This is a genomic window from Paenibacillus ginsengihumi DSM 21568 (assembly GCF_000380965.1).
In the GTDB taxonomy this organism is placed as follows: domain Bacteria; phylum Bacillota; class Bacilli; order Paenibacillales; family NBRC-103111; genus Paenibacillus_G; species Paenibacillus_G ginsengihumi.
On sequence record NZ_KB905641.1, the window covers coordinates 1 to 14199 of the forward strand.

Below are 14199 nucleotides of genomic sequence, written 5' to 3' on the forward strand. Positions count from 1 at the left end.
TCCGACGCTCGCTGGAATCGTCGATGCGATGCAGCAAAAGCTCAGAGCATTGGCCATAAGCTTCATTCCGACTCTACATGCGGCCTAACGGTTCGATTCATCCCTGGCCATAACGGCATTTCGACCTGTAAAAATCAGGTCTTCTTTGGGTTGTGCAAAAAAACGCAGGATCACATCAGAACGTAAGAAGACTTAAAAGCCCGGCTCCAAAAACGCATTGAAACAGGCATTCCGTAGTGCGATGGCGGGTTATCCACAGGCCTGAGTTATCCACATTCCGATTTCATGATGAAGTCTCTGAGAATTGTAAGCTCTGTATTTCCAGTAATGAAAAATAAATTCCGTAAGAGGATGAACAGATAGTCTGCCGTTCATTTTATTTTGCAAAACGATCACAGCATGCCTATGAACGACAGGCTCGCTATCACGATGCCTTTTCCACAACTCAATTCCTACACTCTGCACACCAAAACGCAACTCATCAATTCTTCTTGAGAAAGGCACGATTGAACCACTATGGTCCATTTTATAACCCCCGAATCTATTTCAGCTTACAATTATGCTCATAGATTATCCTGTCAGTAAAAAAATGTTACCATATCTATGTTATCGTGTTAAGACATCAATAATGCTCATCAAGAAAATACGATAAAAACAGTATAAACCCTAGATAAATAAAGGGTTTATACTGTTTATTAATGCACACATATAATTATGCTCATAGTTTTATAGATACTGATAGCAACCGTCAGCAAATGTTCAGTATAGTGACAGTGTTTATTCTTTCCAGTACCGCTCGTACAAGTTTTCCATGTGGAAGGTCATGATCCGCATGGCCTTTTCCGCGTCGCGTTCCTCGATCGCCTCAATGATTTTGCGGTGCTCTTCGAAATTGACGTCCCGAAACTCCGGCCGCGTAACGGTCCTGTCCCGGATAAACGTCCACATTTCCTGCTGCTTCATGGCGCTCGTGATGACGGATATAAACTGGATAAACAAATCGTTGTGCGACGCTTTGGCAATTTCGCTGTGCAGCTGTTCATCCGTCTCCGGCACGTACACACCCGATTTCGTCTCCTCTTCCATGCGGCGGATCGTTTGGCGCAGCGCCTCGAGGTCTTCTTCCGTCGCTCTTTGCGCCGCAAATTTGGCGATCAGCGGTTCGATGTTCATGCGCGCCTCGACGATATCTTCCGGGGAGACGGATTCCAGAATGATCGATGCCTGCTGGTTGTCGGCGGTAGGCTGCGTATTTTTGACGTACACCCCTTCTCCCTGCCGGGAATAGATGTAGCCGTTCATTTCCAAAGCGCTCAGCGCCTGTCTTACCGGGGCGCGGCTAACTCCGAACTGAGCGCAAAGCTCTTTTTCGGTAGGCAGCTTATCTCCGATCTGAAACGCGCCGGATTCGATCTGGGCCAAAATCTGGTTGTAAATTTGTATATAGAGCTTATTGCTGGATACAGGACTAAATCGAATGGGGATCACTTCTTTCGGATAGTTTTGTACTAAATATTATTATATAATTTACGAATTTGTAGGACAACATGATAACAGTTTTACTACCATTTCAAGCACCTATAATCGGGAGATGATCCGTATGTATCCGCAGGCCAGAGGGGTTTCATTCCAGATACCGAACGAGTATGGGCATTGGTTTGCCCGGATTCTTCGCCTCGTGAATTATCGCGAGTATGACTGGCTGATCGGCGGCGGGGAAAGCTACCGATGGCGGGAGCCTGGGCAGGAGCTGGAGGAACTGTTTCCGGAGGAGCTGCGCTGCGTTCGCGGCGAGGCGTTGGCCCGCATCCTTGAAGCGCCCGAGCCCCAATATATTATCCATGCCGATCTGAAGGCATTTCCGCCGGGCAAGCCAGCGGTCGACTGCGAGACTTACGACGAGTTTTCGAGGGGGACAGCATCGGTAAGCGAGAAATGCCGCAAAGCTCCTATCCCCTTCGCGGGAGACAGGAGCTTTGTTGCTTTCGGGCCGTTGCCGCTGCCTACGTGTCCGCGGCCGAAACGCTCCAGCAGCGAACAGCTGGCGTAAGACGTGCCTGCGACCGCACTGCTCCAGCAGCGAACGGCCCGCGTGAACGTGCCTGCGACCGCGCTGCTCCAGCGGCGAAACGGCCCGCGTGAACGTGCCTGCAGCCGAACCAATCCAGCAAGCGAACGGCGGCGCGAAAGCTGCTGCGGCAATCCCTTGGCTTACGCATCGTAACGGATGATGACGCCAAGCGCCGAAGACGCTTCGCGCTTCAACACCTCGTACGCCTCGACGGCGTCGGCCAACGCGAATTCGTGCGTCATCATCGGCCGAATCGCGAGACGCCCGTTTTCCACATTGCGGACAAATTCCCGCATATTGCGCCCTTCCGTCCAACGGACGTACGATTTCGGATAGTCCAGCCCTTCTTCCTCGTATTGGCGGTCATAACGTCCCGGCCCGGCGCCCCGGGCAATGACGAAATCCGCTTCCTTGGCGAAGAACAAGTCGCGCGAAAACTGAATCGGAACGTTGCCGATCAAAGCGAAGGTGCCGCGAAACGCCAAATGCTGCATGCACGCCTCGATCAGCTGCGACGAGGTGGCGTGGGCGCACAAGGCGATGCTGTCGAAGCCGTGGCCTTCCGTGAAAGCGGCAATCCGCTCGGCAAGCAGCGGGTCGTCGGCGCGGTGAGCATCGCCGATGCCGCACTCGGCCGCAAGCTGCAGCCGTTCGTCCTTCAGATCGGTGGCGAACACCCGGTAGTTGGCCCGGTCGCCAAGCTGCGCGATCAGCAGCCCGAGCACGCCGAGCCCGGCGACCCATACGGTCTCGCCGAACTGGCGGGCCAGCCTGCGGACGCTGTGCACGGCCACGGAGCCGAGCCCGACGAACGAAGCCGCCGGCATCGATTCGGGGCCACTCAGCTTCGCGCAGAGCATCTCCGGTACGGACAACACCTCCGCATGATAAACGTAGGGGCCGCCGTAGCAAGCAACGCAATCCCCCGGCCTCAGCCCCTCCACAGCGCTGCCGACTTCCAGCACGGTGCCGGCGGCGCTATAGCCGAGCGCGAACCCGTCCGGGACGGCCGGATTCGCCAGCAGGCCGAGCTCCGTGCCCGGGCTGATCGAAGAATAGCGGACCTTAACGAGCACGCGCTTGGGATGCTCCTTCACGGAAGGCTCGGGCCGTTCCGCGAGGCGTACCCCGCCTTGACAAGTGACGATCGTCCTCATGCTTGATTCCCCTTTTTCCCGAATGTTCGCTACTCCGCTTCCTGTCCTTCGAGCTGCCAAGCCTCGTCTTGCCAAACCTCGTCCTGCCAAACCTCGTCCTGCCAAGCGTCGAGCTCCTGGGCATTCGTTATGTTATAACGGCCTTTAATGAACTGATACGTGCGGTCATAGATTTCCCGCTCGGCCGGCTTGTCGGATCGCGCCGCTTTCCAGAGCGTCTTAACCTGCTGGTAGAAGGCGTTCAGCGACCTGTTCATGAAGCGATGCTCTTTGCCGGCATCCAAATACGCATAGTAGCGGCTGCGCATGCTCTCGTTCGTCAGCGCCTCGTCGCTCAGCTCGATCTCGACGCCCATCCCGTTGGCATAGGCCGCCTGCGCAATCGTGCTCACCCGGTCGGGGCCGGCGTTGGCATGGAAGAAGTAGTTCGGCTGCATCAGCGCCGTATCGAAGCCGTAATCTTTCCAATCGTTCCAGCCCCGGGCAAAATAATACGGAATCCATTGGAACCGCGCGCCCCTAGAACGGACATAATCGCCGGTTTGCTTCACCAGCTGATGATCGAGCGCGCTGAGCTGGTGAGCGATGTACTCGTTATACCAGTAAAACGCAACAAGCTCCAGGTCGCTGTAACGCTTCGCCCTCCAGCGTTTGTATACCTCATCGACGTACCACTTCGTCACCTTAAGCCGGTTTTTCAGCGCCTCCGCCTCTCCGACCTCCTTGACGTTCAAGTTCTCGCTGATGCCGTCGCCGTCCACATCGCCGAAATCGCTCTGATCCGTGCGCGGATAAGGGATCGCGATGACGACCTTCGCCTCATAGCGCTTGTTCCGCAGCTCCGCCTTCGCTTCCTTCACCGCTTCATTGAGCGCGCCCAGCTCGTAGCCGTCGCGGAACAGACGGTCGAGGAATTGTTCGAAATGCGCTTTGTTTGTCGGTTTCCCCGCCGTCGGCCCATAATTGGCGCCATCCATCAGAGGCGCGTAAGGCAGGAACAGGAAGCCGTCGAACATAAAGTCCTTGCGCTTCATGTCCCGATTCACGTAAGAGACGTACGGCTTGAAATCTTCTTTCGTGAACGAAATCCAGTCGCTTGGCTGGTACTGCCACTCCCCGGTATAAATCAGCACTTCGTTCCGGATGCCTCCCGCTTGCCTGGAGCCCGCACGCGGATACCCTTGAGGCGGCTTCGGCGCTTTGTTCGGCTTCAGCTTGCCGCCGGATCGGTCGCGCGTGCCCATCACCTCAATCTCGTCGATAAACAGCCAAGTCTCCACCGGAATGTCTATAGCGACGTAGCGGGCCACCGTATTGACGCCGGTTTTGGCGATCGTTTGCTTCACCGGGCCTTTTTCCGTCGTGGGCAGCGCGCTTTTCACCTCGCCCAAGTAGCGCCATGCTTTGCCGTTTTCCGAGATCGAATACGCGATTTCCTCCGGAAAATAAATCCCGTTTGCCACATCCTGCAGCACGCTGACCTTAATGTCCTGAATCGTCATCGGCTTGCCCAGATCAAGCTTGAACGTGCGGTACCCTTGCCACAGCTTGCCGACATACGCTTTGTCGGAAAAAGCCAGCCCGCCGAACACCCCGTCCGTCAGCTGCCGGCCCCCCTCGTCGGCATGAGCGTCTTCCATCGGTCCGAAATGCGAGTCGCGCGGATACGGAGTTTCGAACGTGTACGGCTTGTGCAAAGCCAAATTTTCCAGCGGCGGCTGAGCAGCCTGAGCGGTTGGTTGCGCCGCTGTCCCTGCAGCGGAGAACGTCCCTCCGGCCAGCGCCAAAGCAAGAACGAAGGCAGTTACATGGGATCGCTTTGTCATGGGTTCCCTCCCAAGCTTTATAGAATGAAGAAGGCGCGGTTTGCGCGATTTTCGTTGCTTTTCATCCGAAGCCCGGTTTCACTTGAAGCCTGTCAGCGTAATGCCTTGAATGAACTGCTTCTGCACGAAGAAATACAGCGCGATAATCGGAACCGTGAACAGCGTAGAGGCGGCCATCAGCAGTCCCCAGGACACCTCGTATTCGCCGATAAACGACCGCAGACCGATAGACAGCGTCCATTTCTCCGGATCGTTCAAATAGATGAGCGGTCCCATAAAATCGCCCCAGGCATGCAGGAACGTCAGCAAAGCCACGGTATAAAGAGCCGGCCGCGACAATGGCAGAATCACCTGCCAATAAATGCGGAACTCGGAGGCTCCGTCCATTTTGGCCGATTCCGTAAGCTCATAAGGAATGTTCATGAAAAACTGGCGAAGCAGAAAAATGTAGTAGGCTGCGCCGAAAAAATTCGGCAAAATGAGCGGCCAGTACGAATCGAGCATATTCATCCGGTTGAACATGACATAGATCGGCACCATCGTCACTTGAAAAGGCAAAATCATCGTCCCCATCATGACGAAAAACAAAACGTCGCGCCCGCGGAACGCAATCCGCGCGAAGCCGTACGCCGCCAGAGGCGAAGCGAACAGCTGTCCGGCCGCAGACAACACGCAGACAAGCAAGGTGTTAAGCGTATATTGGATGAAGGGAATCGTCTGCACCGCCAGCACGTAATTCATCCATTGGATCGTGTCCGGCCACCACACCGTCGGGATCGCGAAAATTTCCTGCTCCGACTTGATGGAGGTAATGAACAGCCAGGCGAACGGGGCCAGAAACAAAAGCCCGACCAGCGCCAAGCCGAGATGCGGCAGTACGGTTTGCCGGAGGAAGCGCCATCCCCGCTTCAGGCGCACGCCTGCCCCCGATCCGGAACGGGCGGTCATCGTCTGCGCCACTATTTTTCACCTCCGTAATATACCCAGCGGGCCGAAGAGCGGAAAATCAGCAGCGTCAAGCCGAGCACAAGCGCGCACAAAATCCACGCCATACTGGAGGCGTACCCCATATTCAGGAACGAGAAGGCGGTCTGGTACAAATAAATCGCATAGAACAGCATGGAGTTTTCAGGCCCTCCCACCGATTGGGACGCTTCCGCGAAAATAAGCCCCTGCGTAAAAAACTGAAACGAGCTGATGAGACCGTTAATCAGCAAAAACAGCGTCATCGGCGAAATGGCCGGCAGCGTGATATGGCGGAAGCGGCTCCAGCGGCCGGCGCCGTCGATTTCGGCGGCTTCGTAGAATACCTTCGGCACATCCTGCAGCGCCGCCAGGTACATGACCGTCTGCGTGCCGGTGCCCCAGAAGCCCATCAGCACCAGGGCCGGCTTCGTCCACAGCGGGTCGACGAGCCAGTTCGGCTCCATTATGCCGAGGGCGGCGAGCAGCTTGTTCACGAGCCCGTACTGCGCATTGAGCAGCCACATCCACAGCAAGGAGCTGGCGACGGCCGGCACCAGCGTCGGCAGAAAATAGATCGTGCGGTACAGCGCCTGCCCCCGCACGCTCATGTTCAGCAGCATCGCCATGCCGAGCGCAAAAGCCAGATGCGGCAGCAGACCGAACACGGTGATGTAAACCGTATTGTATAAGGACAAATAAAATTTGCTGTCCGCAAACAGGTTCTTGTAATTTTGCAGGCCGACCCATTCCGGCTCGGAAAACAAATTATATTCCGTCAAGCTGTAGTAGAACGACATAATTATCGGATAAAGCTGAAACCAAAGAAATCCGGCCAGCCACGGGCTGATAAACAGCAATCCCGTCCACAGCGCTTTATTTCTGCGGCGGCGTATTCCCGCCGTTGCGGCGGCAGCGCGAGCCATTGCGGTCACTCCCTTCGTGTTCAGGCTCAGCGCCAAAGGGGAACAGCCGTCCCCTCCCCGGCGTCCCGTTACTTGCTCTTCGCCTTGTCTGCAAGCGGCTGGATTTTGGCCGTCACGCGGTCCATCGCTTCCTGCGGCGTCGCCTGTCCTTTAAGCGCTTTTTCCGTTTCTTCGGTCAGCGCCTGCAAATATTCATTAATGTAGACGCTGTTCGGGAACCCCTGCAGCGTCGGGCTTTTCGCCCGGTCGTAGAAGTCAAGCATCATGACCAGCTTCTCGTTGTTCCGCAGCTTCGGATCGTCAAGCGCCGGCAGCAAGCTCGGAATCGTCTTCGATTCGGCCGCGAACTCCACCTGCGATTCCTTGCCGAGCAAATACTGCATGAACTCCCAGGCTTCCTCCGGATGCCTTGCTTTCTTCGGAATGAACACCGCGCGCGGTCCGACCATCCCGGAGCCCTTCAGATCGGGCCGGTCCGCCGGATACGGGAACGGGGCTACGCCGATCGGACCGTCCGGCTTCCGTTCGTCGGGGAAGTTGTACTCCCAGCCGATCATCATCGCCAGCTTGCCGGTCAGCAGCGGATCATTCGGCGTCCCCCGCTGTCCCATGCCGGAGCGGAATTTGTCGATCTGGTCTGCTCCGAATTCTTCGTAGAACTTGCGCTGGTAAGCGATCGCTTGAACATTCGCTTCCTGGTTCGCGGTAATTTTCCCGTCCGCATCCACCCAGCCGCCGCCGAAGATGATCGGCCAAAATACGTTATCGATCCACGGATAATCCGGAATGAAGCCGATTTGCGTAATGGTGCCGTTTTCGCGCTTGGTCAGCTTTTTGGCCGTGTCAAGCAGCTCCTCGAGCGTTTCCGGCGGCCTGGTAATGCCCGCTTCCTGGAACGCCTTCTTGTTGTACATCAGCGTGCTGGCCATGCTGACCGTGAATGGCAAAGCGTAATATTGGCCGTTTACCTTCATCCTCTCCAAAGCCGCCGGGATAAAATCCCCCGGATCGAGCTTGCCCTTCTTGAGATAATCGTCCAGCGGCAGCACCGCGCCGGCATGCGCCCACGGACCGATGTTGTTCCAGTAGGTCAGCGCGACGTCAGGCGGATTCCCTCCGGAAATCGCCGTGAGCTGCTTCGTCGCGTCCTGATTGCCCAGCACCTTGACCGCGATGCGATCCTGGCTTTTGTTGAACGCCTCGACCCGCGCCGTAATCGGACCGGCGTCCTTGTCGCTCCAGACGTGCCAGAAGGTAATCTCTACCCGCTCCCGCGGCTTGCCTCCCTTGGCATCGCCTTCTCCCTCGGGCTCCGCCGCTCCTCCGGAGCACCCGGCCAGCCCGGACGCCGCGGCCAGCATGAGAGCCAGGGCGGTTAAAGGTTTGTCGGCAAACGCTTTCATATCTTGCCACCTCCATCATGTCACAGATGGAATCTCCCTACTCCGATGTTTTGTCTGTCGCTTTCTTTCCGTGTCTGACTATGCCGAAAAAAAGAAAATCCCCCCTTCATGTTGCCTTTAACTAATACTATACAACATTTGGGCGGAGATTTCCTCCTTTTTTATTTTGTTTTGAGAATATATTTTCTAATATAATTTATCGACTACGGATTTGGACGTTTTCTCGATGGCTCTGAACGTTTTTTCTTTTTGCCGAAGCGCGACAATCGTGGATAAAATATCGAGCACATGGATTTGCGCAAGCTTGGAAGCAAAGGCGCCTCCCTGCAAGGGCGTCTCCTTCGACGATGCAAGCAGCACGGCGTCGGCGTATTGGGTAATGGGCGATCGCGCGTGGTTGGTCAAGCAGACGATGGTGGCGCCGTTCTGGTCGGCGATTCGCACGGCGTCGACGAGATCCTTCGTGCTTCCCGAGGTCGAAATGCCGACAACCACGTCATCCGGTCCCGTCAACGCGCAGTTCATCGAGATGATATGGGCATCGTTGGCCCAAAAAGCCTGAAAGCCGAGCCGCATGAAGCGGTGCTGCGCATCCATGGCCGTCACGCCGGACAGCCCGACGCCGAAAAAGAAAATTCTCTTTTTGGACAGCAGCGCCTCGACCGTTTTGTGCAATTCTTTTTCCTGCAGTAGACTCAGCGTGTCCTTCAACGCCTGACTGTTGCTTGCCGTGATTTTTTGGGCGATTTCGCCGATGGAGTCGTTCTCGTCAATCGAACCGTGCACATTCTCGCTCGGGCTGACCAGGTCCTGGGCGACGGCCAGCTTGAACTCCTGGTAGCCGCGAAAGCCGAGCTTGCGGCAAAACCTTAGCACGGTCGTCTCTCCCGTCGCGGCCATCTCGGCCAGGTCGGTGACGGAGCTGTACACGACCTTCTCCGTGTCCTGGAGGACGACATCGGCGACCTTCTTCTCGGCCTTCGTCAGCGAATTGTAATTGCTTTCGATCCACAGCAGCGCCTTTGCTCCGTTGGATTGTTTGTTCATAATATGAAACACACCTTTGTTCTTGTAATTCGTTTCAGCTTGAGCGGCCGCTATCGCTTCCGTTTAAGGGCGGGGCTTCCCGGCTTACACCGCATCGGCGGCGTACTTTCGCAGCTTGTCTTCCGATATGCGGCAGCCGAGTCCCGGACCCTCCGGCAGGACGACTTCGCCGCCGCGAATCGGCCATTCTCCTTCCACGGCATCGTCCTTCAGAAACATCGGCCCGTTCAGGTCGGCCGGCTCGGTCAGCTCCAAATAGCGGAACAGGTGCGCCGAGGCGAGCAGCCCGAGCTTCGACTCCGTAAGTCCGCCGCCGAGCAAGCCAAGTCCGCTCTCGCGGGCAATCTCGCCGCACAGCTTGGCGCCGCGGAGGCCGCCCATCTTCGTCAGCTTGATGACAATCGTATCGCATGCTTCGATGCGCAGCGCCTCCAATACGCCGCTGGGCGACCAGACGCTCTCATCCAGGGCAATCGGGATGGACGTCTTGCGGCGCAGCTCGGCATGAGCGTGGAGCTGGCTGGCCGGCAGCGGCTGCTCCAGCACGTCGACGCCCAGGCGCTCCAGGCCTTTGGCCAGTCGAATCGCTTGCGTGAGACTGTAAGCCTGATTCGCATCCGCGCGAAAAAATACATTCGGCGCTTCATGCTTCACCGCGGCGACGATATCCAGATCGCGCGCCGGGCTCAGCCCGAGTTTGACATCGACGCCGGCATATCCCGCGGCCACGGCCTGCCGCGCCTTGCGCGCAGCTTCCTCGGGACTGTCGGTGCTGATCAGATAGGAAAGGCGGACCGGATGCGCGGAGCCCGACTGCCACAGCGCCGCCACCGGCAGCCCGTAGCTGCGCGCGATCAGGTCGTGAAGCGCGGTATCGACGGCCGCCTTGGCGATCGGCTGGCCCGGATGAAGGCTGCCCGCGAGCTCCCGGTTCATGATCCGGTGAACGACCGCCAGGTCGTCAGCGCGCTGGCCGAGCAGCGCCGGCCTCAGATAATTGGCAACGGCGCTGCAGACGGATTCGGGCGTTTCGTAGCTCCAGCGGGGACTCGGGCGCGCTTCCCCCCAGCCTTCGGCCCCGTTGTCCCCCGCGACGCGGACATAAACATGCGGCGCACCGGCGGATACGGCGCCGACCGTTCCTTGGGAGATGCGAAAATTTTGCTTCAGCGGGAGCCGGAGCGGGAATACGTCAATCGATGAAATGCGGATCACGTCGGAACCTCCTTCGTCTAGCGGAGCGATTGGTTCCATTATACTACAGACATTAGAGGGAATCTTCTTTTTTTCAATTCGACGAGGAATTTTCCTCCGAAAAAAGGTTTACGAAAGTCATTTTTTCCTTATATAATGGAATTGATCTCCATATTGAACTGCATTTAAGGAATTTTATTTCAATTCGAATCTGGGGGCAGGTGACCTATGGACGCGCACGATACAGACCGGCTCGAAACCGAGAGCCGGGACCCGCAAGCGCCCGAGCTGGATTTGATGACGACGGAAGAGCTTGTCCGCTACATGAATGAAGCCGACCGTTCGGTACCCGCCCGCGTCGGAGAGAGCCTGGCCGACATCGCGGCAGCGGTGGACGCTATTGTCGAAGCGATCCGGGGCGGCGGCAGGCTGTTCTATGTCGGAGCGGGAACGAGCGGCAGGCTCGGGCTGCTCGATGCCTACGAATGCCCGCCTACCTTCGGCACGCCGCCCGACCTTGTGCAGGCCGTCATCGCCGGCGGCAGCGGCAGGCAGCAGGCCGACGAGACCGCCGAGGACCGGGCCGAAGACGGCGCGGACGATCTTAAGGCGCGCGGTCTCTCGCCGCGCGACGTCGTCGTCGGCATCGCCGCCAGCGGCCGGACGCCTTATGTCGTCGGCGCGCTGCGCTATGCGCGCAAGGTCGGCGCGGTCAGCGTAGCCGTCTGCTGCGTCCGCGGCTCGACCATCGGCGCGCTGGCCGATATCGCCATCGAAGTGCCGGTCGGGCCGGAGGTCGTCACCGGCTCCACCCGGCTCAAAGCAGGCACGGCTCAAAAGCTGGTGCTGAACATGCTCAGCACCGTAACGATGATCCGCCTCGGCAAAGTGTACGGCAACCTGATGGTCGACCTCATGCCGACCAACGGCAAGCTGCGGCGCCGGGCGGAGCGCATCGTCGCGATGGCCACAGGCGTTAAGCCGGAAGCAGCCGCTCGCGCGCTGCAGCAAACAGGCGGCGATGTCAAGACCGCCATCGTCTTGCTGCTCGCCCCGGCCCCGGACGCCGGGCAGGCAAGCCGCCTGCTGATGCGGGCAGGCGGCAGCGTCCGCCAGGCGCTTCGGCTTGCGCGCGATGATGCTTGACCCGGCTCGGGCCTGCCGGCGATGCAGCTGCGGCGGGCAGGCGGCGACGCGAAGACCTCCGTCGTCTTGCTGCTCGCCCCGGCCCCGGACGCCGGGCAGGCAAGCCGCCTGCTGATGCGGGCAGGCGGCAGCGTCCGCCAGGCGCTTCGGCTTGCGCGCGATGATGCTTGACCCGGCTTGAACCAGCCGGCGATGCAGCTGAGGCAGGCTTCGAGCGCCGAAGTCTCCTTTTTTTAGCGGAAACCTCCTTTTTTCCAGAAAGTTTAACTTTGCTAAAGCGGTAAAGCGAAGTGCGACTTTCTGTACCAAGAAAAACTTTCGCTAAACCGCAACCTTGAATGGACATCGATAGATGTTTTTCTTATCAAAGCAGGAGATGGCCGATTTTAATCAAAACGGGGGATGGTCGATGAAACCGATCACGGGCACATGGTTCGACTTTTATCATTGCAACCCGTATGAAGGCGACACCTGGAATGCGGCGACTCAGCAGTTTACCGCAGGCGATTGGGAACTGAAAATGACGGAAATGGCGGAAGCTGGCATGGATACCTTCATCCTGCTCAGCGTGGCGCTGTACGGGAAAGCGTTTTTTCCATCTGAGGCGATGCCCTGGCGCTGGGACACCGTCTGCCCGAACCCGCTTGAAGCGGTGCTGGCCGCGGGGGATAAGCTGAACGTCTCGCTGTATCTTGGGCTCGGCTTTTTCACGACGCCGATTATGGGACATCTGTCCCGGGACGGCGATTACTCCCGGCTGCGCATCGATATCTCCAAGGAGCTGGCGGAGAAGTACGGGCACCATCCTTCCTTTGCCGGGTGGTATTTCCCTGTGGAAGCGGCGATCCGCGAATATTTTCCGGACAGCTATATCGCTTATGCGAACGATCTGGCCAATCTGTGCCGCAAGCATGGTCCGGACAAGGTGCTGATCGCGCCGTTCGGAACCCGTACCGTCAAGGCCGACGACCGCTTCGTCGCGCAGCTCCGTTCGCTGGAGGTCGATTATATCGCCTATCAGGACGAAATCGGCGTCAACCGAACCACGCCCGAGGAGGCGAAGCGTACGTTCGCGTCCCTGCGCGAAGCGCATGACCGGGCAGGCAAGCCGCTTTGGGCGGACGTGGAGCTGTTCCGCTTTCAAGGCAAGGTTCTCTACCCGGCCGCCTTCGAACGGATCGAGCGCCAGCTGCAAAACGTATCGCCGTGGGTAGACAAGGTGCTCGGGTATCAATATCTGGGCATGATGAACAAGCCCGGCAGTCCGGTGCATGCAGGCCACGAATCGTCCGTCAGGCTGTACGAAGACTATATGGCGTTTCTGAGCCGAAATAGATTGCCTTACCCCGCCAAGGAGCGGTCGTCCCGTGCGTAAGGTGGTGTTCGGCATTGATTTGGGCGGCACGCATATCAAGGCGGGCATCGTAGACCGCGGCGGCGAAGTGCTCAAGCATACGGTTGCGCCGACACTGGCCGGGCAGGGGCGCGAAGCGCTGCTCGCCAGGCTGTGCGCCATCATCGCGGACTTCCGGGCATACTCCGCTTCGGCCGGCCTGCTGCCGGCAGGCATCGGCGTCGGCACGGCGGGCTACGTCGAACCGCTGAAGGGCCGGGTCGCCTACGCCACGCCGAATCTGCCCGGCTGGACCGGGCTGCAGCTGCGCGAAGCCCTGGAGCAGGCTTCCGCTTTGCCGGTCGCCGTCGCCAACGACGCGCACGCGATGGCTGTCGGCGAAGCCTGGCTCGGCGCCGGGCGGCCTTATCGCGACTTCATCTGCGTCACGCTGGGCACCGGCGTCGGCGGCGCGCGCGTGATCGACGGAGCGCCGGACTACGGCAGCAGCGGCTTTGCCGGGGGCTTCGGCCATATGGTGATCGCTTGGGGCGGGCGGCCGTGCAACTGCGGTTTGTCCGGCTGTTACGAGCAATACGCTTCGGTCACGGCGCTGCTTCGGCTCGCGTCCGAAGCGGGACTTCGCGGCGAAGCGCTGCCGGACGGCGCCAAATCGATTTTTGCTCTGGCATCGGCGGGGCATCCTGCCGCATCGGCCATCATCGCGCAATACGCCGAATATACGGCGGTCGGGCTGATCAACCTCGCGCACTCCCTGAATCCGCAGGCGATCGTGCTCGGCGGCGCTGTCACTACTCAAGGAGACGCGCTGCTGGAACCGATCCGCCGCATCGTCCGCGAGCGCGCGATGCCGATATACCGCGATACGCCCATCGTCGCGGCCGCGCTCGGGAATGCGGCGGGCGAAGTCGGGGCTGCCAAGCTGGCATGGAACCGGCTGAGCAGCGGTTGATGGTCTGGTGAGCAGCGACCGCGCTCGCGCTCGCGCTGTCGGCCGACTTCGGCCGGATGCCGGCTGCGCTCGCGGCTTCGGCTTGCCTCGGATGGCGGTCCGACCGCGCTCGCGCTGTCGGCCGACTTCGGCCGGATGCCGGCCGCGCTCGCGGCTTCGG

12 protein-coding genes are annotated in these 14199 nt (G+C 58.8%); 4 read left to right on the forward strand and 8 right to left on the reverse strand.

Features of this window, described 5'->3' with window-relative positions; translation table 11 throughout:
• Positions 1 to 777 precede the first annotated feature (777 nt).
• Positions 778 to 1488 (reverse strand): FadR/GntR family transcriptional regulator, encoded by a 711-nt coding sequence (locus F591_RS0125290; protein ID WP_026326899.1) that lies wholly within the window; start codon positions 1486 to 1488, stop codon positions 778 to 780.
• Positions 1489 to 1600: 112 nt separating this feature from the next.
• On the opposite strand from F591_RS0125290, the gene F591_RS29110 reads away from it, so the two are divergent.
• Entirely contained in the window at positions 1601 to 2050 is a 450-nt protein-coding gene (locus F591_RS29110; protein ID WP_019537382.1) for a DUF2691 family protein, read from the forward strand.
• Positions 2051 to 2211: 161 nt separating this feature from the next.
• Here F591_RS29110 and F591_RS0125300 read toward each other — a convergent pair whose 3' ends face one another.
• The 7 genes from F591_RS0125300 to F591_RS0125330 form a co-directional block, all read right to left on the reverse strand.
• Positions 2212 to 3228 (reverse strand): zinc-dependent alcohol dehydrogenase, encoded by a 1017-nt coding sequence (locus tag F591_RS0125300; RefSeq protein WP_019537383.1) that lies wholly within the window; start codon positions 3226 to 3228, stop codon positions 2212 to 2214.
• A 29-nt stretch (positions 3229 to 3257) separates the two neighbouring features.
• Positions 3258 to 5054, reverse strand: a complete 1797-nt coding sequence (locus F591_RS0125305) for a DUF4855 domain-containing protein (protein ID WP_019537384.1) — start codon at positions 5052 to 5054, stop codon at positions 3258 to 3260.
• A 78-nt stretch (positions 5055 to 5132) separates the two neighbouring features.
• Positions 5133 to 6014, reverse strand: a complete 882-nt coding sequence (locus F591_RS0125310) for a carbohydrate ABC transporter permease (protein WP_019537385.1) — start codon at positions 6012 to 6014, stop codon at positions 5133 to 5135.
• Entirely contained in the window at positions 6014 to 6943 is a 930-nt protein-coding gene (locus F591_RS0125315) for a carbohydrate ABC transporter permease (protein ID WP_019537386.1), read from the reverse strand. The genes F591_RS0125310 and F591_RS0125315 overlap by 1 nt, the downstream gene beginning before the upstream one ends.
• 68 nt (positions 6944 to 7011) lie before the next feature.
• A complete protein-coding gene (locus F591_RS0125320; protein ID WP_019537387.1) occupies positions 7012 to 8346 on the reverse strand; it encodes an ABC transporter substrate-binding protein in 1335 nt (444 codons plus the stop codon).
• A gap of 186 nt (positions 8347 to 8532) precedes the next feature.
• Positions 8533 to 9393 (reverse strand): MurR/RpiR family transcriptional regulator, encoded by an 861-nt coding sequence (locus F591_RS0125325; protein ID WP_019537388.1) that lies wholly within the window; start codon positions 9391 to 9393, stop codon positions 8533 to 8535.
• Between the two features lie 84 nt (positions 9394 to 9477).
• Positions 9478 to 10608, reverse strand: coding sequence for a mandelate racemase/muconate lactonizing enzyme family protein (locus F591_RS0125330; RefSeq protein WP_019537389.1), 1131 nt, complete (start codon positions 10606 to 10608; stop codon positions 9478 to 9480).
• A gap of 207 nt (positions 10609 to 10815) precedes the next feature.
• On the opposite strand from F591_RS0125330, the gene murQ reads away from it, so the two are divergent.
• The 3 genes from murQ (at position 10816) to F591_RS0125350 (ending at position 14039) form a co-directional block, all read left to right on the forward strand.
• Entirely contained in the window at positions 10816 to 11733 is a 918-nt protein-coding gene (murQ, locus tag F591_RS0125335; RefSeq protein ID WP_019537390.1) for an N-acetylmuramic acid 6-phosphate etherase, read from the forward strand.
• A gap of 409 nt (positions 11734 to 12142) precedes the next feature.
• Positions 12143 to 13108, forward strand: a complete 966-nt coding sequence (locus tag F591_RS0125345; protein WP_156829703.1) for a DUF4434 domain-containing protein — start codon at positions 12143 to 12145, stop codon at positions 13106 to 13108.
• Positions 13101 to 14039 (forward strand): ROK family protein, encoded by a 939-nt coding sequence (locus tag F591_RS0125350; protein WP_019537393.1) that lies wholly within the window; start codon positions 13101 to 13103, stop codon positions 14037 to 14039. Before F591_RS0125345 ends, F591_RS0125350 begins: the two co-directional genes overlap by 8 nt.
• Positions 14040 to 14199: the final 160 nt, after the last annotated feature.